We start from the raw sequence: 19124 nt of genomic DNA on the forward strand, positions 1-19124 counted from the left end.
AGACCAGAACCTTAGAAAGCAGCGGAAGGTTCCGCTGCCTGAAAATCCTTGACCATAGGGGAGAAAATGCTGCTCCAGCAGATCGTCACGTCCATCGCCGCGGCAGGCGACGCAGCCCATGAGGAGCCCGCCCCGCTGCTGGCAGAGCCGTGGGTCTTCGGCGTGTCAATGTTCGCCATCCTGGTGGTCCTGATGTTCATCACGCTGTCCTACAACAACCTGGGCAACCGGCACGCGGCCACCGAAGAGCACGCGGATCCGCACCGCCAGCACCCCAACAAGCACGATCGCGGGCAGGGCCACTAACATTTCGCACAACCTGCACCGCAATGGTGCCCGGGGAAGGCTGCGGCTTGGTGTCATGGGTGGGACGTTCGATCCCATCCACCATGGGCACCTGGTGGCGGCCAGCGAGGTCGCGGCCGAATTCGACCTCGACGAGGTGGTCTTCGTGCCTACCGGGCAGCCATGGCAAAAGTCCCATAAACAGGTCAGCGAGCCTGAGCACCGTTACCTGATGACCGTGATCGCCACGGCCTCCAATCCACGTTTCACCGTGAGCAGGGTCGACGTGGACCGGCCGGGTCCCACGTACACCATCGACACCCTGCGCGACCTCCGGGCCCAGCGGCCGGACGCCGACTTGTTCTTCATCACGGGTGCTGACGCCTTGGCTCAAATCCTGTCCTGGAAAGACATTGACGAGCTCTGGTCGCTGGCCCACTTCGTGGGAGTCACCCGCCCGGGGCACGTCCTGGACGGGATGGGCCGTAAGGACGTCAGTCTCCTGGAAGTGCCTGCCATGGCCATTTCGTCCACGGATTGCCGTGCCCGCGTGGCAGCGAACCATCCGGTGTGGTATCTGGTCCCGGACGGGGTGGTGCAGTACATCGCCAAGTACGACCTCTATGCCGATCCGCCGGCAGGCGCGGATGAACCACTTTCCGAAGCACGCGAACCAGCCAGTACTGAATGAGTTCTCAATGAGTCAGGAACAGCCTCCCATCCGCAGCCGCCGGGAACTCCGGAAGGCCAGGGACGCCCAACAGGGCACCCCGGCCACCACGGAGCAACGCCCGCCTGCCGCGAATCGGCCGGCCGAGGGTGCGCCCGAACCTGCCAGGCGGGCACCTGCCGCGCAGGACCCTGCGGTCCGCCCTGCCTCGACCGCAAGCGCCGAGCCTGCCGCGCGTCCGGAGGCTGTTCCAAGCCAGTCAGCCCCCCAGCGCTCATCCCAGATCCGTGCCCGCGACCGCGCCGCATTGCGCACCATCAAGGAGCTCGAAGAGAAGGAGGGGCAGCTGTCCGCCGGCGGTCCGCCCACCCGGCGCCAGCTGCGGTTGCAGCAGCTCAAGGAGCAGGCACTGACGGCCGCCAATCCAGTGGTTCCACCCGCGGCCGGCCCAACCTCCCCGCCGGCCGCCGGAGCTCCTGCGCCCACAGCCAAGCCGGCCGGCGGAAAGAACAGTGCGCCAGGTGACACCGTCAACCCGGGACCTACGACGGAAGCCGGCAGTTCCGCCCCGGACGGCATGACCGTGGAGCAGGCCCTGGAAGCACGGGCCCTCATCGCCGCACAGGCGCGGAACCAGATCGCCAAAATGGAGCACATCGCCTCCCAGGACCCCGAAGCGGTGGACCCGGAAATCCTCGCCGAACAGATCGCGCTGGCCGAGAGGGCCGCTGTCATGAACCGGCGGGCGATGGCCCGGCAAAAACTCGCCGAACAGGCGGGAGGCCAGGCCCAGGCCGCAGATCCCGCGAAGCAGGCAGCGGCTGCGGGCACCCAGGACAAATCCGGCCCATCCACTGCCAGCAACCTTGCCATGGTCACGCCGCTTGAGTTCGTCCAGGTGCCCGGCGTGGAGCGCCCGGTGATGAAACCGCCGGCAACTTCGCATGTTCCGGTCACCACCCGGCCCGGTACGAAGGTCCAGGCGGGCGGCAAACGCCGGCCGGCAGCCCGTACCAAAGCAGCGCCAGCCGAGTCCGGCACCGGCCGGTCCCAGGTGATTGCCAGGGCCGAAGCGGCCGCAAAGGCGGCCGGCCGGCCCAAACCGGCTGCACGGCCGGAGGGCCAGTCCGAAGACCTCTTCGAAGACCTGCCGCGGGTACCCGCACGGTCCGCCTACGGCCTTGATCCGCTGGACGCCGCAACAGCAGGGCTCACCAGGGCGCGGCGCAACCGGGTCCTCCAGTTCTGCATCCTCGCGTTCGGGATCCTGGCACTGGTTGCCGGCATCATCCTGATCGTCACCGGCATGTCCCGCTGATCCCACCAGCGGCAACAAACACTTAACCCAAACAAGGAGTCCCGTGACTGCAACACAAACGTCCATCGCCATGGCCCGTACGGCCGCCAAGGCTGCCGCTGACAAGATAGCCCACGACATCGTGGCCCTTGACGTGAGCGAACGGCTGGCCCTGGCCGACGTCTTCCTCATCGCCTCTGCACCCAGCGAACGCCAGGTCAACGCGATCGTGGACGGCATCGAGGAAGAACTTGCCAAGCAGGACCTCCGCCCGGTGCGCCGCGAGGGTCGCTCCGGTGGCCGGTGGGTGCTCCTGGATTACTCGGACATCGTCATCCACGTCCAGCACGAGGAAGACCGCGTGTTCTACGCCCTCGAGCGGCTCTGGAAGGACTGCCCGGTGGTGGACCTGCAGCTCGGCGACGACGTCCCCGCCCAGGCCGGTGCGGCGGCCGACGGCGAGTAGGCGAGTCGCCAGATCCGTGAATATTCCCGATTTGGAATTTTCGGAATTGCTGTTCTAAGATATTTGAGTTGCTTCGGGGGAGACCCCGAACAAAGCTTCTCGGAGCGGCAACATTCCGGGGCTGTGGCGCAGCTGGTAGCGCACCTGCATGGCATGCAGGGGGTCAGGGGTTCGAGTCCCCTCAGCTCCACCGGACATCCGCCGGAACCATCACGGTTCCGGCGGATTTTTTTGTACTGCTGTGTTCACGGCAGCCGCCGGCAGCTTCCGGCAGCGGTCAATCGCCGCCGGTGCCGCGGGAAAAGCCCGATTGGCGTCCAGCGGAAAAGTGCATTACTCTGGTCAGGTTGCTCCGGGGAAATCGACCGAAGAAACGCGAAGTACGGGGCTGTGGCGCAGCTGGTAGCGCACCTGCATGGCATGCAGGGGGTCAGGGGTTCGAGTCCCCTCAGCTCCACCGTGCAAAGTAGGAAAAAGGGAACCATCACCTGGTGATGGTTCCCTTTTTCATTGCTCCCTGGAAGCGGGCCGGCCCCGGTGCAAAACCCTTCCCGCGCAGGTCAAACCGGCGTACAACTGATCATGGAGGGCACAGCGTCCCGCCGCTGGTCTTCATTCACCAGAGTCCAGCCCCGGGACGTCGCTGACGAGGAGGTCGCAGATGTCCCAGGCGAATGAGTCCGGCTACGGTGCGAATGGCGAAGGGGTTCCCCACGGAACGCCGCTGTCGCGTGATACAGCCATCCGGGGACCGGCCAGGCCGGCTCCGTATATTGGGGCCGGCCTCCTGCTGGCGGCAGCCATTCTCCTCCCGCTGATGCCGCAGCTGTACTCCTTTGACACACCCCGGCTGGGCGGCATGCCGTTTTTCTACTGGTACCAGCTGGCATGGGTGCCAATTTCCGCCGTGCTGACCGGCACAGCCTATTGGCTGGTCACCAGGGAAGACCGACGACGGCGGGCTGAAGCACGGGCCGGCGGCCCGCCGAGGGCGGGTGGCGCCCCCGCCCGGACCGGCCGGGGAGGGGACCGGCCATGAACGGGCGCGAAATCAACTGGACCGCCCTGGTCATCGTTGTGCTGCTGTTCGTCGTCGTGGCCGTGATGGGGTTCCTCGCTGCCAAGTGGCGGCGCGGATCCGAAGTGGAGGGCCTGCACAGCCTTGACGAGTGGGGCCTGGGCGGCCGCGGGTTCGGAACCTGGATCACCTGGTTCCTGCTGGGCGGGGACCTTTACACCGCCTACACCTTTGTGGCGGTCCCGGCGGCCATGTGGGCCACGGGCGCGGTCAGCGGCTTCTTCGCCGTCCCCTACACGATCGTCCTCTACCCGATCATCTTCATCATCATGAGCCGGCTGTGGTCGGTCTCCCACCGCCACGGCTACGTCACCTCGGCCGACTTCGTGGGCGGCCGGTACGGCAGCCGTTGGCTTTCCCTGGCGGTGGCAGTCACCGGAATCGTAGCCACCATGCCGTATATCGCGCTGCAGCTTGTCGGCATCAAGGCGGTGCTCACAGTCCTGGGCCTGGGCAGCTCCGGCAACGTGCTGTTGACCGACCTGCCATTGATCCTGGCTTTTGTGGTCCTGGCCGCCTACACGTACACCTCGGGGCTGCGTGCACCGGCGATGATCGCCGTGGTCAAGGACCTGCTGATCTACCTCGCCGTCATCGTGGCCGTGATCTACCTGCCCATCAAGTTTGGTGGCTGGGACACGATCTTCAATTCCGCGCAGGCCAAACTGGGCACCGTCAACCAGGCCACGGGCAAGCCGGCCGGCGTCTTCATTCCAGGCGCCGCCAACTACTCCGCATACTGGTCACTCGCCCTTGGTTCAGCCATGGCTCTGTTCATGTACCCGCACTCCGTGACGGCCGTGCTGGCCTCGAAGGCACGGAACACCATCCGCCGCAACGCCGCGATCCTCCCGCTGTATTCGCTGATGCTCGGCTTCCTGGCCCTGCTGGGATTCGTTGCCATCCAGGCCGGGACCAAGCCCATCGACCTGGATGGATCGGTCAACCCGCAGCTGGTGGTCCCTCAGCTGTTCCTTGACCACTTCCCGGCCTGGTTCGCGGGAATCGCGCTGGCCGCCATCGCCATCGGTGCCCTGGTGCCGGCAGCGATCATGTCGATCGCCGCCGCGAACATGTTCACCCGCAACATCTACCGCGACTTCATCCGGCCCGACGTGGACGCCAGGACCGAAGCGAAAGTATCCAAGATCGTCTCCCTGGTGGTGAAGGTGGGCGCATTGGTCTTCGTCATCGCCATGGACCAGTCCGCCGCCATTAACATGCAGCTGCTGGGCGGCATCTGGATCCTGCAAACGTTCCCGGCGGTAGTGGCCGGCCTGTACACCCGCTGGTTCGACCGGTGGGCCCTCCTGGCCGGCTGGGCAGTGGGCATCGTATTCGGAACAGTCTCCGCCTATAACGTGGTCAACCCTGTCACCAAGGCGCACTTTGGTGGCTCGGTGGCAGCCTTCCCGGGGACGGACTTCAGCGTGTACATCGCGGTGTCCGCGTTCGCGCTTAACCTGGTGGTCGCCGTCGTCCTGACTGTGGTGCTGCGGGCACTGAAGGTCCGGACGGGGGAGGACCTGACGCGGCCCACGGACTACGCCGCCGATGAGACCGACCCGAAGGTCGTGCAGATCGAGCAGACCCAGCATTACACCCAGCCGGGTGGCCCGTCGCCAGTGGCCTAGCCGCCCATCCGGGCCTGGTGTCACAACCAGTCGTGGCGGCGCAGTGGCGGCTCAGCCCCGCCCGGCCGGCGGGCAAGGACCTGGTTGACGCCGGTCAGCCCGTTTTCGAAGCCCAGGGCGCTGGCCGCCATGTAGAGGCGCCATACCCTGGCGCGCCCCGCCCCGGCGAGGGCTACCGCTTCGTCCCAGTTCTCTTCCAGCCGCCGGACCCAGGCCCGGAGGGTCAGGGCATAGTGGCGGCGGAGGGCCTCGACGTCGAGGACTTCGAACCGGGCTGTTTCCAGGGCGGCCACCATCTCGCCCAGGCTGATCATTTCCCCATCGGGGAAAACGTACCGGGGAATGAACGAGTCGGGATCGGGGCTGGTGGGGCCGGCATTCCAGGAGATGGCGTGGTTCAGCAGCCGGCCGCCGGGCTTGAGCAGCCCGAAGAGCGCTGCGGCGTAGGCGGGGGTCTGGGCCCGGCCCACGTGCTCGGACATGCCAATGGAGCTGATGGCGTCGAACGGTCCGTCGTGCACATCCCGGTAGTCCTGCACCCGGATCTCCACGCTGCCGGTGAGGCCGGCATCTGCAGCCCGTTTGGCGGCCAGGGCGGCCTGTTCCGTCGACAGCGTCACCCCCACCACGCTGACCCCGTACCTGGCGGCCGCGTGGAGGGCGAAGCTGCCCCAGCCGCACCCCACGTCCAGGACCCGCATCCCGGGCTGGAGGCCCAGTTTGCGGCAGACCAGGTCCAGTTTGGCCTCCTGCGCGGCGTCCAGGCCCACGTCCGGCGCCTGCGGATCCGGCGCGCCGGCGGCCGGCCATACCGCGCAGGAATAGACCATGGAGGATCCCAGCACCAGGGCATAGAAATCATTGCCGACGTCGTAGTGATGGGAGATGGCGGCAGAATCCCGGCCCCGGGAATGCATCCGGCCCTTCCGTGCAATGCGGGCCTCCTCCGGCGGCGGAACCGGGTTGGGACCTACCGCGCCCAGCCTGACCGCAGTCCGTGCCAGCAGCAACAGTTCGCGGGCAGTGGGCGGACGGAAGGGGCCGGGCTCGGCAAACTTCCCTGCCGAGCTCAGTGCCCCGAAGGCCGCGAACACGTCTCCCGGAGCGTCGATCTCACCCGCTACATACGCCCGGCTCAGTCCCAGTTGCCCCGGTGACCACAGCATCCGCCGGAGTGCCCGGCGTGACCTGAACTCCAGGACCGGGGCGTCCGCGGGCCCGGCCTCGGAGCCATCCCAGGCCCTCAGGCGCAAGGGGATCCGATCCGTCCCCAGCACCACCCCCAACGCTGTTGCCAGCCGGTCAGCATGTCCCGTGGCCTTGGTGGCTCCCGCAGTGTCCATGGGCCCACCCTAAGGCTGTGCTGCCCTCCGCGACTATCATTGGGGAGTGATTCCTGAGCCGACCGATGTGGTGGTCATCGGGGCGGGCCAGGCCGGCCTGTCCGCCGCCTACCACCTGCAGCGCCGGGGATTCGATTTTGCGGTGCTCGACGCCGAGGACGGTCCGGGCGGTGCCTGGCGGCATCGGTGGAAGAGCCTGCGCATGGCAACGGTCAACGGAATCAGCGACTTGCCGGGGATCCCCAAACCGGACGTCGATCCAACCGAGCCCAGCTCCCAATTCCTGACCCGCTACTTTGGCGGCTACGAGGCCGCCCTGGGCCTTGCCGTGCACCGGCCCGTCAAAGTGCGTGCTGTCCGGCGGGAAGACGAGGACCCGGCCGGACGGCTGAGGGTGGAGACGTCCGACGGCGTCTGGAGCGCCAGGGCCCTCATCAACGCCACCGGCACCTGGAGCCGCCCGTTCTGGCCCATCTACCCGGGCCGGTCCTCATTCCGCGGCCGCCAGCTGCACGTTGCCGACTACGTCTCCGCCGCTGAATTCACGGGCAAGCACGTGATTGTGGTGGGCGGCGGCATCTCCGCCGTCGGCCTGCTGGACGAGATTTCCCGGGTGACGTCCACCAGCTGGTTCACGCGCCGGGAACCGGCCTGGCGGGACGCCCCTTTCGATGCCCGGGCCGGGCACGACGCAGTGGCCCTGGTGGAGGACCGTGTCCGCCGGGGCCTCCCGCCGCAAAGCGTCGTATCGGCGACCGGACTAATCTGGACTCCGGCGCTCCGCGCAGCACGGGAGCGCGGCGTCCTTGACCGGCAGCCCATGTTCACGTCCATCGAACCGGACGGAGTCCGCCGCGCCGATGGCAGTTTCCTGAAGGCGGACGTCATCCTGTGGGCCACCGGCTTCAGGGCCGAACTGGAACACCTTGCCCCGCTCCACCTCCGCGGACCGGGCGGCGGGATCGCGATGGAAGGAACCCAGGTGGCAGCTGAGCCGCGCGTCCACCTGGTGGGCTACGGTCCGTCGTCGTCCACCATCGGCGCCAACCGGGCCGGCCGGGCTGCAGTGGCAGCCATCGCGGCACTGCCCGGGATGGCTCCGGCGGCGGAAACGGTAACGTGGGGGTGACTCCGGGGAACCCGGGGCCGGCACGGACGACAGAAGGCGGCAGGACAGCGGTGGCAGCACATACCCTGGCGGAGATTTTCGATGTCCTGCGCCGGCGGCCCGATGTTGAAGCGCCCAACCTCCACGCCTGGGACGCCACGGACCGGCTGCTCCTGGACACCGCTGTGCAGCTTGGCCGGTCCGGCAGCACCATTGCCGTCATCGGTGACCGTTACGGCGCCCTGACCTTGGGCGCCTCCGCAGTCCTCGCCCCGGCCTCCCTGCGCGTGCACCAGGATCTGGTGACGGGGGAGCGGGCGCTGCGGTTGAACGCCGCGCAATGCGACGCACAGTTGCCGGGATACGCCGGTGACGGCACGGAGTTCGTCCAGCTGCCCCTCGGGCCTGAGCTCCTGGCAGGCGCGGAAACTGTCCTGCTGCAACTGCCCAAGACCCTGGCGGAGCTGGAGGAGATTGCGGCTGCCGTCGCCCGCCATGCGGCCCCCGGGGTGCTGCTGCTGGCCGGCGGCAGGGTCAAACACATGTCCCTGGGCATGAACGCGGTCCTGGAACGCTTTTTCGCGTCCGTCCAGCCGCAGCTCGCCCGGCAAAAGTCGCGGCTGGTCCTGGCCGCCGGACCAAAGCCGGCCGCACCGCCACGCTTTCCGGTGGTGGAGCACCTCGCTGAGCTGGACCTTGACGTTGCCGCCCACGGCGCTGTCTTCGCCGGCGCCAAACTGGACATCGGCACCCGATTCCTGCTGACGTTCCTGCCCGCCATGAAACCGGCACGGCACGCCGTCGACCTCGGCTGCGGCACCGGCATCCTCGCCGCCATGTACGCCCGCCAGTTCCCTGGCGCCGCCGTGACGGCCACCGACCAGTCCGCGGCCGCCGTGCAGTCGGCCCTCGCCACCGCACGGGCGAACGGCCTGGCGGACCGGATCACTGTCTTGCAGGATGACGCGCTCAGTACCTTCCCCGACGGCGCTGCCGATGCCGTCCTGCTGAACCCGCCCTTCCACGTTGGCGCCGGCGTCCACGCGGGCGCCGGGATCAAGATGATCGAGGCGGCAGGACGCGTCCTGGCCGCCGGCGGGGAGCTGTGGACGGTCTTCAACCGGCACCTTGCCTACCTGCCGGCGCTGGAACGGCACGTCGGACCCACCGTCGTGGAAGGCATGAATCCTAAATTCACCGTCACGCGAAGCGTCCGCCGTCCCCGCTGATCCGGGCCGGCGGCTGCCACCCGTTGACCGGCGCCCACCGCCAACCCGCCGCTGACGTGGACCGTTCCCGCGCCGCGCCGCCGCCCGGCCATGTGGGCGGGCGCCCGCCCGTAACGTACGATTCAAAGCATCACCGTATGCAGGTAGCCGAAGACGTTTAGGGGACACCGTGTCTGAGATCCGCCAATCTTCTCCGAGGCGCGGAACCAACTTGCCCAGGATGGGGGATTTCAACCTCACCGTCATCCTTGACGCGATCCGCAGGACCACCGGCGGTTTGAGCCGCGTGGAACTCGCGCAGATCGTGGGCCTGTCCCCGCAGACCATCTCCAATATTTCCCGGCGCCTGCTGGACCAGAACCTGATCGTGGAAGCCGGCAAAGAGGGCAGCGGACCGGGCAAGCCACGCACCATCCTGCGGCTCAACCCTGGCGGAATGTACGCCTTGGGTGTCCACCTTGACCCGGCAGTGACCACGTTCGTGGTCCTGGACCTGGTGGGGGCGGTGGTCCGGCATTCACGCATCAAGACCCCGGGCGGGAACGATCCCTCCGCCGTCATCAACACCATCGCCGCGGAACTGGCGCAGCTCGTCACCGATTCCGGCGTGGACCGCAGCCGCATCGCAGGCGTGGGCGTGGCCGCTCCCGGCCCCATCGACCTGGACAACGGCACCGTGGTGGACCCGCCGCTGCTGCCGGGCTGGGACCGGGTGGAACTGCGTGAGGCGCTGGCCAGGGCCACCGGCTACTCGGTGCTGGTGGACAAGGACGTCACCAGCGCGGCAGTGGCGGAAACCTGGGCGGGCGGCCCCAGCGGCGCGGGGAGCTTCGTCTTCATGTACATGGGGACCGGCATCGGCTGCGGCATCGTCCTCAACGACGAGGTCATCCGCGGAACCTCCGGCAATGCCGGCGAGATCGGCCACATCGTGGTGGATCCGGACGGCCCTCCCTGCGACTGCGGCCAGCGGGGCTGCGTCAAATCCTCCTGCATCCCGCAGGTGCTGGTGGCAGAGGCGGAAGCGGCCGGCATCCTGGAAGGATCCCCGGCCAGCAGTGCCGCCGAAATCAAGCAGAGCTTCGCCGACCTCTGCGCACACGCCTACGGCGGTGACGAACGGGCCTCCGCCATCCTGGACAAGTCAGCCGTCCTGGTGGCACGGGCAGTTTCAGTGGTCACCAACACCCTGGATGTTGAACGGGTTGTCTTCGGCGGGCCGTTCTGGACCTGCCTGTCCCAACGCTACCTGGAGCTGATCCCGTCCCTCCTGGATACCAACAGCGCCGCCCGCCTGATCCACCCCATCGAAGTTGTGGGCACCGGCGTAGGGGAGGACGTGGGCGCCATCGGCGCAGCATCGCTGGTCCTGGAACATACCCTCGCGCCCCGCGCCCAGCGGCTGCTGCTGGAAAGCTGACCGGACCATGCTTCGCCGGGTATCCGCCACGGTGTCCCTGCTGGCCGCCGCAGCACTGGCCCTCGCCGGCTGTACTCCCGCCGATCCTGCAGGCGGCAAGACGATCAAGGTGGCCTACCAGAAGACGGATTCCTTCACCGCACTGGACACCATGTTCCAGGACGCCAAGAAGGAGTTCGAAGCAGCAAACCAGGGCATCACCGTTGAACTCCAGCCCATCCAGGCAAACGACGACGACTACGGCACCAAACTGGCCCTCGCGCTCAGGTCGCCTGCCACTGCCCCCGACGTTTTTTACGAAGACACTTTCAAGGTCCGTTCGGACGTGGATGCCGGGTACCTCTTGAACCTGGACAGCCGGCTGGCGGCGTGGGAAGACTGGGACAAGTTCGACGCCGGCGCGAAGGAAGCCGGGAAGGCGGACGACGGCGGCACCTACGCAGTGCCGCTGGGCACCGACACACGGGCCATCTGGTACAACAAGAAAGTCTTTGAAGCCGCGGGCATCGCGCTGCCCTGGCGCCCGGCCACCTGGCAGGACATCCTGGACACCGCCAGGAAGATCAAGGCCTCGAACCCCGCCGTGATCCCGTTCAACATGTACGCCGGCAAAGGCACCGGCGAGGGAACAGTGATGCAGGGGTTCTACGAGCTGCTCTACGGCACCGGTGCCGGCCTCTATGACCAGGATGCGAAAAAGTGGGTCGTCGGCTCAGCAGGCTTCAAGGATTCACTCGCCTTCCTCCAGACGCTCTACCAGGAGGGCCTCGCAGTGCCGCCTGCCGATGCGCTGGACCCGAACGTCTGGAAGAAGGTGTTCGGGGACTGGTTCCCGAAAGCACAGTTGGGCGCCACCGTGGAAGGCTCCTATACGCCGTCGTTCTGGCAAAAAGGTGGAAGCTACGAATGGCCGGCGTACGCGCAGGACATGGGCGTGGCCCCGTTCCCCACGCAGAACGGCGGGGCACCGGGTGCCGTGAGCATGTCCGGCGGCTGGACCTTGGCCGTGGGCGCGGAAACCAAGCAGCCTGACCTCGCCTTCACGTTCCTGACCACGGCGCTGAATGCAAAGAACTCCCTGCAGTTCACGGTCGCCAGTTCACAGATCGCCGTCCGCACCGACGTCGCAGCCGATCCGGGCTACCAGTCCGCCAACCCCTTCGTCAAAGACGTGTCCAGCCTGGTGTCGGTGACCCGCTACCGCCCCGCCACCTCGGACTACCCCCGGATCTCCGCTGCCGTCCAGGAGGCCACCGAAGCCGTCATCACGGGCAAGAGGACCCCGGAGCAGGCGGCCGCCGACTACGACACGGCCGTGGCAGGCATCGTGGGCGGCGACAAGACCGTCCGGAAGTAGCGGTGGCACGCCACCACCAACGTCGGCAGCTCGCCCGCTACCTGCCGGTCCTGCCGGCCGTCCTGCTGCTTGCTGTCTTCCTGGCGGGCCCGGTGCTGTGGGCGTTCCAGGCCTCGCTGACCAATGCCGGACTGACCGGCCGGCATGCCAGGAACCCGGAATGGGTGGGTCTGGAGAACTACCAGCGGCTGTTGCAGGACCCGGTGTTCCCGCTCTCGCTGGCCCTGACGGTGCTGTTCGTGGGCGGCTCCGCCGTTCTGGGCCAGAACGTCCTGGGACTGGCCCTGGCGGTCCTTCTGCGCCGGGCACGGCCCGCAGTCTCGGCGGTGGTGGGTACCGCCGTCGTTGCCGCCTGGGTCTTGCCCGAAATCGTGGCGGCTTTCGCTGCCTACGCCTTCTTCAGCCGCGACGGGACGCTCAACCAGTTGCTCGGCGGGATGGGACTGGCGGAGGTCGACTGGCTCTACGCCGTGCCCATGCTGGCCGTGATCATGGCGAACGTGTGGCGTGGCACCGCCTTCTCCATGCTGGTGTACCGCGCGGCGCTGGGCGGGGTGCCGGCCGAGCTCACCGAAGCGGCACACATGGACGGTGCCGGCGCCTGGCAGCGGCTGGTGTTCATCACCCTGCCGGTGATCCGGGGCAGCATCGCCACCAACCTGATGCTGGTCACGCTGCAGACCCTGGCCGTGTTCACCCTGATCTGGGTCATGACCGCGGGCGGTCCGGCCAACGGCAGCTCCACATTGCCCGTCATGGCCTACCAGGAGGCCTTCAAATTCGGCGATATCGGCTATGGCACGGCGGTCGCCTCGGTGCTGATCCTGATCGGGGCAGTGTTCGGGGCCGCCTATCTTCGACTCTTGCGGGAGCAGAAGCCGTGACCGCCGCTCGGACTGCCCTCCGGCCACGGGCCCGCCGCCGTCCGCGGGGGAGCGCGGTGGCGGATGCCGTCCTGCTGGTGATCGGCGCGTGCTTCGTGCTGCCGCTGCTGTGGCTGGTCCTCGGTTCGCTGGACCCGGCCGCCGGGCATGGCACCAAAGTTCCGCTGCGGCCTGCCCTGGACAATTTTTCCGCAGTCCTCACCCCGGAGCTGCTGTTCCGGCCGCTGTGGAACAGCCTGTTGCTTTCTGCAGGGACCGGTGCCGTGACGCTGGCAGCGGCCGTATTGGCTGCCTATCCGCTCTCCCGTTTCCGGTCGCGGTTCAACACCCCGTTCCTCTACGGCATCCTGTTCGGCACCTGCCTGCCGGTGACGGCCATCATGGTTCCGGTGTACGGATTGTTCGTTCAGCTTCAGCTGTTGGATTCCTTGCCCGCCACAGTGCTGTTCCTGTCCGCGACCAGCCTGCCCATGGCCATCTGGATGACCAGGAACTTCATGGATGCGGTGCCCTTGGCCGTGGAGGAGGCCGCCTGGGTGGACGGGGCATCCCGGCTGGCTGCCTTGCGTTCAATCGTGCTGCCGCTCATGGGCCCGGGCCTGGGCGTGGTGTTTATCTTCGTGTTCATCCAGGCCTGGGGGAACTTCTTCGTACCGTTCGTGCTCCTGCTCTCTGAAGCCAACCAGCCGGCGGCGGTATCGATCTTCAGCTTTTTCGGCCAGTACGGGGCCGTGGCGTATGGCCAGCTGGCCGCCTTCTCCATCCTGTACTCCCTGCCGGTGCTGGCCCTCTACGGCATCGTGGCGCGCGGCGCCGGCAACCCGTTGGCGCTGTCGGGAGCTGTCAGGGGTTAGTCGATGTCCTCCAGCACCACCCCGAAGGGGAGGGTATCGTCCAGGTGGGCTTGGTGTCCGTGGTGGGTGTCCACTACGCGGACGCCGTGCAGTTTGTCCGCCGCGGACTGCATCAGGACCGGCCTGACGGTGTCGACGAACAACTGGTTCTTGCCGGCGAGGTACTCCTTGTAACTGTCTGGAAGCTCGGTCATGGCAAAAGGATAGACCTGCCTGGCCCGCATGGGGAGGGGTGCCCATTGCCGTTCCGGGCCCCGCGGTCTTGGATAGGATGGCGGGCGGGACACGGCCGGCCCGGCCCGCGACTCCATCACCGTCACCAGGGGGAATACCAGTGCTTTCGACCAGCGTGCCCGCAAGAATCGAACCGGCGGAGCTGGCCAGGGCGCAGCAGGTGGTCGCGAACATTTCCCGCAGTTTCGACGCCAAGGTGGTGGGGCAGTCCCGGCTGCGCGAATCGCTCCTGGTGGGCCTGCTGACCGGCGGCCACATCCTCCTCGAAAGCGTCCCGGGACTGGCGAAAACCACTGCGGCGCAAACGGTGGCCGAGGCCGTCAGCGCCGAGTTCCGCCGCATCCAGTGCACCCCGGACCTGCTGCCCAGCGACATTGTGGGAACACAGATCTACGACGCCGCCAAAGGAACTTTCGTCACCCAGCTGGGTCCGGTGCACGCAAACATCGTGCTGCTGGACGAGATCAACCGCTCCAGCGCCAAGACCCAGAGCGCCATGCTGGAGGCCATGCAGGAACGCCAGACCTCCATCGGCGGCCAGGACTACCGGCTGCCCTCGCCGTTCCTGGTCCTGGCCACCCAGAACCCGATCGAGCAGGAAGGCACCTACCAGCTCCCCGAAGCCCAAATGGACCGCTTCATGCTCAAGGATGTGCTGGACTACCCCTCGCCTGCGGAGGAAGCGGAGATTATCCGCAGGATCGATGCCGGCATCTTCACCGCGGACCAGAAGCCTGCTGCCGCCGCCTCCCTCGACGCCATCACCGAAATCCAGGCCCTCGCCAGGCGGATCTACATTGATCCTGCGGTGATCAACTACATCGTGGGGCTGGTGTACGTGACCCGGCATGCTTCGCAGTACATCGACTCCCGGCTTGCCGGATTCATCGAATTCGGCGCCAGCCCCCGCGCCAGCATCGCCTTCAGCCAGGCGTCCCGCGCGGTGGCCCTGTTGAATGGCCGCGACCACGTCATCCCCGAGGACGTCAGGTCGCTGGCCCACCGGGTGCTGCGGCACCGGCTGATCCTGAACTTCGACGCCGTGGCCGAGCAAGTGCCGGTCGAATCGGTGATCGACGCCATCGTCGCAGCCGTCCAGACCCCCTGACCCCGCATGCCAAGCCTGCTCCAGCGCGTGAAGTCGAAGATGGCCATCTTCGCGCACCGGAAAGCCCGGGGAATGCTCGACGGCGAATATGGTTCCGTCTTCCGTGGCCGCAGCCTCGACTTCGATGACCTGCGCGCCTACGTTCCCGGTGACGAGGTCCGCGACATCGACTGGAAGGCCTCGGCGCGCCACGGCTCACCCCTGATCCGGCGCTATGTGGCAGTCCGGAGGCAAACAGTCCTCCTCGTTACCGATACCGGGCGCAACATGGCTGCGGAGGCCAAATCCGGGGAGGCAAAGAAGGACATTGCCATCCTCGCACTGGGAGTCCTGGGCTACCTTGCCCTCCGCCATGGGGATGTGGTGGGCCTGGTCTGCGGCGACTCTTCCACCACCCGGTCCCTGCCCGCTAAGGGCGGTGAGGAGCACCTGGAGCGGCTGCTGAGGCACGTCGACACCAACACCAGGCTGGACGGCCCCCCGAGCAGGCTCCAGGACCAGTTGAAGCACGTGGCCGCCAACGTCAAGGGCCGCCGCCTGTTGTTCGTCGTCGCGGATGAACTGCCCGCTGATGACGCCACGGGCCAGCTCCTCCGCAGGCTCCGCGCGCAGCACGAGATCCTCTGGCTGACGGTCCGGGACGCGGACCTGGCGCCGTCCAGCCAGGAGATACGGGAATCTTCCACCTCCGATTCCTATAGCGTGGCCGATTCCGCGGTCATGGCCTGGCAGCCTGCGGCGGCGGCCGGCGTGGCGGCCGCCTATGCCACCGCGGCCGCCCAGCGCGATGCGGAGCGCAAGGCCATGCTGCGTGCTGCGGGGATCGTGGAGGGGGATGTGGCCGCCAGCGACGACGTCATGACCGGTCTGTTTGCCCTGCTGGAAAGGCACCGGCGTGCAGGCTGACCCCGGATTCTACGGACCGCTGCCGTACAACCCCGCATGGGTGTGGTGCGGAGCGGCAATCCTGGCCCTGGTGGCCGGCTGGTACGCCTTCGTGTGGTTAAGCTCCCGTGCCGGCCCCGCTTCCGGTTCCGCACCGGCGCGTCCCGCCCTGACAGACCTCCCGTCGCTCAAGGCCGCCTACCTGCAGCGCATCCGTGACGTGGAACGCGATGCTGCAGCAGGCACCCTCGACGCCCGGGCCGCGCACCAGCAGATCAGCATGCTCCTGCGCGGATTCGTCCGGGACGCCACCGGGGTGGACGCCACCCGGATGACGCAGCAGGACCTGGCGCAGCACCCGCTTCCTGCGGCCGCGGACGCCGTCGAAGCCCTCTACCCGGCCGAATTCGGGCCCGGTCCGCTGCCCTCCGTGGGCGCCTCCGCGGCAAGGACTTCGGCGGTGGTGCGCGCATGGAGTTGATGTTGTGGTGGGTGCTGCTGCCGGCTGCCGCTGCCGTGGCGTGGGCCGTGTGGGCCGGGCTGCGGCGCAACGGACGGGAAGACGTTCGACGCCGTCCGGTGGCCCACGCGGACCGGCTCACCGCGCTGCCGGAATACCAGGCAGCCCTTCGGCGGCACCGGAGATGGCTGCTCGTGGCCGGGACCGCGTGTGCCCTGCTGCTGGCCTCGACGGCGGTGGCTGCTGCCCGCCCCGTGGACGTGGCAACCACCCGGCCGGAGCAGCACAACCGGGACATCATGCTGTGCCTGGACGCATCCGGCTCCATGAGCAACGCCGACGCCGCAGTGGTGGACGTCTTCGCCGGCCTGGCCAGGAAGTTCGACGGCGAGCGGATCGGCCTGACCATTTTCGACAGCAGCGCTATCCAGGTGTTCCCGCTGACGGACGATTACGCTTATGCCCAGGAGCAACTCCAGGCCGCCAAGGACGCTTTCGACGGCAAGCCCGGCAGCTCCGGATTCCTGGACGGCACCTGGAGCGGCCGTGGTTCCTCGCTGATCGGCGATGGCCTGGCGTCCTGCCTGAACAGTTTCCAGGGCGCCACCGGCCCGGGTGCCGCCGGACCGCAGCGCTCGCGGTCGATAGTGCTGGCCACTGATAACTTCCTTTCCGGCAAACCCATCATGACCCTGGAGCAGGCGGCGCAACTGGCCAAGGAAAGGTCGGTGCACGTCTACGCCCTGAATCCGGGAGACGTTGACTACGGCGCCGGGACGGACCAGCCGGGCGCCCGGCTGCGGGCTGCGGCGGAGTCTACGGGCGGCTCCTACTACGCCCTGGACAGCCCTGACGCCGTGGCCGGGATCGTGTCCGGCGTCGAAAAGACCGAGGCTGCTGCAATCCAGGGAGCGCCGCGGGCCGTGCTGACGGAGGTTCCCGGAGTACCGCTGGCCACCGCAGCTCTGTCTGCACTGGTACTCTGCGCTGCACTGTGGCAGGTGCAGCCACCGCTGAGGCGCGGCCGGCATGGCACGCCGCCACGTCCCGCCGGGCCGGGGCGCCGTGCATGGTGCAGGCGTTCCGCCGTCGTCCTGCTCGTCGGGGCAGCAGCCCTGCGGCCCGGCCTGCCCGGCGGTAACGTGCCGGCCGCCTCGACGGACCTCAACGTGTTCTTCGTGGTGGACACCACCACCAGCATGGTGGCCGAGGACTACGGCGGCGCAACCCCGAGGCTCGAAGGCGTCCGCAAGGACATCAAGGCCATTGCGGAACAGCTGCCGGGCGCGCGTTTTTCAGTCATCACCTTCGACACCACCGCCCATGTCCGGATGCCGTTGAGCACCGATACCCTGGCCCTTGAGACCATCACCGACGTCCTCGAGCCCCAAGTCACCGCTTACGCCAAGGGCAGCAGCATCACCGCCGCCAGGCAGGTCCTCGCAGAGCGGCTGGCCGCCGCCCGGGACAGCCACCCCGGCCGCCCGCGGCTGGTGTACTACCTGGGTGACGGGGAACAGACCAGTGGCACGGAACCGGAGGCAATGGCGTTCGACGCCGGACTGGTGGCTGGGGGAGCGGTCCTCGGCTATGGCACGGCGGAGGGCGGCCGGATGAAGGAAAACTCCGGCCTGGACGCCGGCGACGGTTCTGCCGGCGGCGCTGCGACAGGACCGCACGGCGGATATGTCCAGGACAACGGCGCAGGGGACGCACGCTCCGTCATCGACGAGGGACGGCTCCGGACCATTTCGGCGCAACTGGGCGTACCGTACGTGCATCGGGACGCGGGCGCCCCGGTGGCGGACATGATGCGGCAGGCGCACCCGGGAAAGGCGGAACACTCGGACGGCGACGGTTCCGTCGCGGCCCGGACCGAGGTGTATTGGCTGTTGGCCGCCGGTGCGTTCCTGCTGGCCCTGCCCGAAGCGGCGGCGGTCCTGCGCCGGCTGCGCGGGCTCCCGCGGCCGGCACGGGCGGAGGCCGTACGGTGAAGCCTCCGGTCCGCCGCCGTCGCCTGCTGCTCTGGTCGCTGCTGCCGGTGCTCCTGGCGCTGTGCGTGGCGGCAAAGCTCCTCAGCCTCGGCGTCCTCGCCGAGCATGCTGCCGTACGGTACGCGGCCGGGGACGCTTCCGGCGTGGACGCCGCCGCCGGTGGCCTCGGCGTGGCCAACGTGGTGGAGCCGCACAAAGCGCCGTTCGCCGCCGGCGGCGCTGCGGTGCTGCGCGGAGACTACGGGGCCGCCCGGACCGACTTCGAAACGGCTCTCCGCACCGTCCCGGCCGGTTCCGGGGATGAATGCCTGATCAGGGTCAACCTGGCCCTGGTGATCGAACGCCTTGGTGACGAACGGCTGGAGGCCGGGGATCCGGCGTCGGCCGCTGCCCTGTACCAGTCCGCACTGGCCGCGGCGAAGGAGGCACCGGGTTGCTTGTCGCCGGACGCGCCAGCCGGGGCCGGTGGACGGTTGGGGCAAGCCGCCGAACGGCTGGAAGGAAAGCTTAGCTCGGCCGCCCAAGGGCCAGGCCCAACAGCGGCACCATCGACGGAGCCCGCGCCTGTCCCTTCGGCAGAGGCGCGGCAAAGCCAGCTGGACCAACTTCAGGACAGTGCGCGGCAGGCCGAGCGGGAACGGAACAGCGGCCGTGAACGCGAGCAATACCTGGACGACTCCAGCGGAACGGCGCCGGACCGGCCCTGGTAGGGCTGGTCCGCCGGCGAAGGAAATTCTGCAGCGGGTGTGGAACACGCCGTAAAACTGCGTCTTATTCGGTTGCCGACTTGAATGCACCCTCCGTGCCCCCATAGAGTC

The 19124-nt window shown here is 68.0% G+C and carries 19 protein-coding genes and 2 tRNA genes; 19 read left to right on the forward strand and 2 right to left on the reverse strand.

What is annotated here, in order from left to right; all coding sequences use genetic code 11:
* Positions 1-66 precede the first annotated feature (66 nt).
* From DC347_RS03555 to mctP, 8 genes are all read left to right on the forward strand, one after another.
* Entirely contained in the window at positions 67-306 is a 240-nt protein-coding gene (locus tag DC347_RS03555; RefSeq protein WP_018761563.1) for a hypothetical protein, read from the forward strand.
* Positions 307-346: 40 nt separating this feature from the next.
* On the forward strand, positions 347-976 hold the full coding sequence (gene nadD, locus DC347_RS03560; protein ID WP_255414767.1) for a nicotinate-nucleotide adenylyltransferase: 630 nt from the start codon (positions 347-349) through the stop codon (positions 974-976).
* A gap of 7 nt (positions 977-983) precedes the next feature.
* On the forward strand, positions 984-2273 hold the full coding sequence (locus DC347_RS03565) for a hypothetical protein (RefSeq protein ID WP_109044466.1): 1290 nt from the start codon (positions 984-986) through the stop codon (positions 2271-2273).
* Positions 2274-2316: 43 nt separating this feature from the next.
* Positions 2317-2718, forward strand: a complete 402-nt coding sequence (gene rsfS / locus DC347_RS03570; protein WP_026264528.1) for a ribosome silencing factor — start codon at positions 2317-2319, stop codon at positions 2716-2718.
* A 117-nt stretch (positions 2719-2835) separates the two neighbouring features.
* Positions 2836-2908 (forward strand) — tRNA-Ala (locus DC347_RS03575).
* Between the two features lie 194 nt (positions 2909-3102).
* Positions 3103-3175 (forward strand) — tRNA-Ala (locus DC347_RS03580).
* Between the two features lie 204 nt (positions 3176-3379).
* On the forward strand, positions 3380-3757 hold the full coding sequence (locus DC347_RS03585; RefSeq protein WP_109044467.1) for a DUF3311 domain-containing protein: 378 nt from the start codon (positions 3380-3382) through the stop codon (positions 3755-3757).
* Positions 3754-5430 (forward strand): monocarboxylate uptake permease MctP, encoded by a 1677-nt coding sequence (mctP, locus tag DC347_RS03590; protein WP_109044468.1) that lies wholly within the window; start codon positions 3754-3756, stop codon positions 5428-5430. Before DC347_RS03585 ends, mctP begins: the two co-directional genes overlap by 4 nt.
* A gap of 20 nt (positions 5431-5450) precedes the next feature.
* Here mctP and DC347_RS03595 read toward each other — a convergent pair whose 3' ends face one another.
* Positions 5451-6773 (reverse strand): class I SAM-dependent methyltransferase, encoded by a 1323-nt coding sequence (locus DC347_RS03595; RefSeq protein WP_018761557.1) that lies wholly within the window; start codon positions 6771-6773, stop codon positions 5451-5453.
* 46 nt (positions 6774-6819) lie between these two features.
* Between DC347_RS03595 and DC347_RS03600 the strand changes: the two genes are divergently transcribed.
* The 6 genes from DC347_RS03600 to DC347_RS03625 all read left to right on the forward strand — a co-directional run bounded on the left by DC347_RS03600 (position 6820) and on the right by DC347_RS03625 (position 13625).
* A complete protein-coding gene (locus tag DC347_RS03600; RefSeq protein WP_109044469.1) occupies positions 6820-7902 on the forward strand; it encodes an FAD-dependent oxidoreductase in 1083 nt (360 codons plus the stop codon).
* A 50-nt stretch (positions 7903-7952) separates the two neighbouring features.
* Positions 7953-9110 carry a class I SAM-dependent methyltransferase gene (locus DC347_RS03605; protein WP_109044470.1) on the forward strand — a complete coding sequence of 386 codons (1158 nt, stop codon included), beginning with the start codon at positions 7953-7955 and terminating at the stop codon, positions 9108-9110.
* Between the two features lie 220 nt (positions 9111-9330).
* Positions 9331-10530, forward strand: a complete 1200-nt coding sequence (locus DC347_RS03610; RefSeq protein WP_109044471.1) for an ROK family transcriptional regulator — start codon at positions 9331-9333, stop codon at positions 10528-10530.
* A gap of 7 nt (positions 10531-10537) precedes the next feature.
* Entirely contained in the window at positions 10538-11887 is a 1350-nt protein-coding gene (locus DC347_RS03615) for an extracellular solute-binding protein (RefSeq protein WP_109044472.1), read from the forward strand.
* A 2-nt stretch (positions 11888-11889) separates the two neighbouring features.
* The gene (locus DC347_RS03620) at positions 11890-12771 is read left to right on the forward strand and encodes a carbohydrate ABC transporter permease (RefSeq protein WP_109044473.1); all 882 of its coding nucleotides are present in this window, start codon (positions 11890-11892) and stop codon (positions 12769-12771) included.
* On the forward strand, positions 12768-13625 hold the full coding sequence (locus DC347_RS03625; protein ID WP_109044474.1) for a carbohydrate ABC transporter permease: 858 nt from the start codon (positions 12768-12770) through the stop codon (positions 13623-13625). Before DC347_RS03620 ends, DC347_RS03625 begins: the two co-directional genes overlap by 4 nt.
* Here DC347_RS03625 and DC347_RS03630 read toward each other — a convergent pair.
* On the reverse strand, positions 13622-13849 hold the full coding sequence (locus tag DC347_RS03630) for a hypothetical protein (RefSeq protein WP_109044475.1): 228 nt from the start codon (positions 13847-13849) through the stop codon (positions 13622-13624). The genes DC347_RS03625 and DC347_RS03630 overlap by 4 nt on opposite strands.
* A 110-nt stretch (positions 13850-13959) precedes the next feature.
* Here DC347_RS03630 and DC347_RS03635 point away from each other — a divergent pair, with 110 nt between their 5' ends.
* From DC347_RS03635 to DC347_RS03655, 5 genes are read left to right on the forward strand one after another with little or no spacing between them, the layout of a single operon-like run.
* Entirely contained in the window at positions 13960-14967 is a 1008-nt protein-coding gene (locus tag DC347_RS03635; protein ID WP_109044476.1) for a MoxR family ATPase, read from the forward strand.
* Between the two features lie 6 nt (positions 14968-14973).
* Positions 14974-15873, forward strand: coding sequence for a DUF58 domain-containing protein (locus DC347_RS03640; RefSeq protein WP_109044477.1), 900 nt, complete (start codon positions 14974-14976; stop codon positions 15871-15873).
* A complete protein-coding gene (locus DC347_RS03645; protein ID WP_109044478.1) occupies positions 15863-16333 on the forward strand; it encodes a hypothetical protein in 471 nt (156 codons plus the stop codon). Before DC347_RS03640 ends, DC347_RS03645 begins: the two co-directional genes overlap by 11 nt.
* A complete protein-coding gene (locus DC347_RS03650) occupies positions 16324-18306 on the forward strand; it encodes a VWA domain-containing protein (protein WP_240617684.1) in 1983 nt (660 codons plus the stop codon). Before DC347_RS03645 ends, DC347_RS03650 begins: the two co-directional genes overlap by 10 nt.
* Entirely contained in the window at positions 18303-19016 is a 714-nt protein-coding gene (locus tag DC347_RS03655; RefSeq protein ID WP_109044480.1) for a hypothetical protein, read from the forward strand. The genes DC347_RS03650 and DC347_RS03655 overlap by 4 nt, the downstream gene beginning before the upstream one ends.
* The last annotated feature ends 108 nt before the right edge of the window (positions 19017-19124 follow it).

It is taken from the genome of Pseudarthrobacter sp. AG30 (genome assembly GCF_003116525.1).
GTDB lineage: Bacteria > Actinomycetota > Actinomycetes > Actinomycetales > Micrococcaceae > Arthrobacter.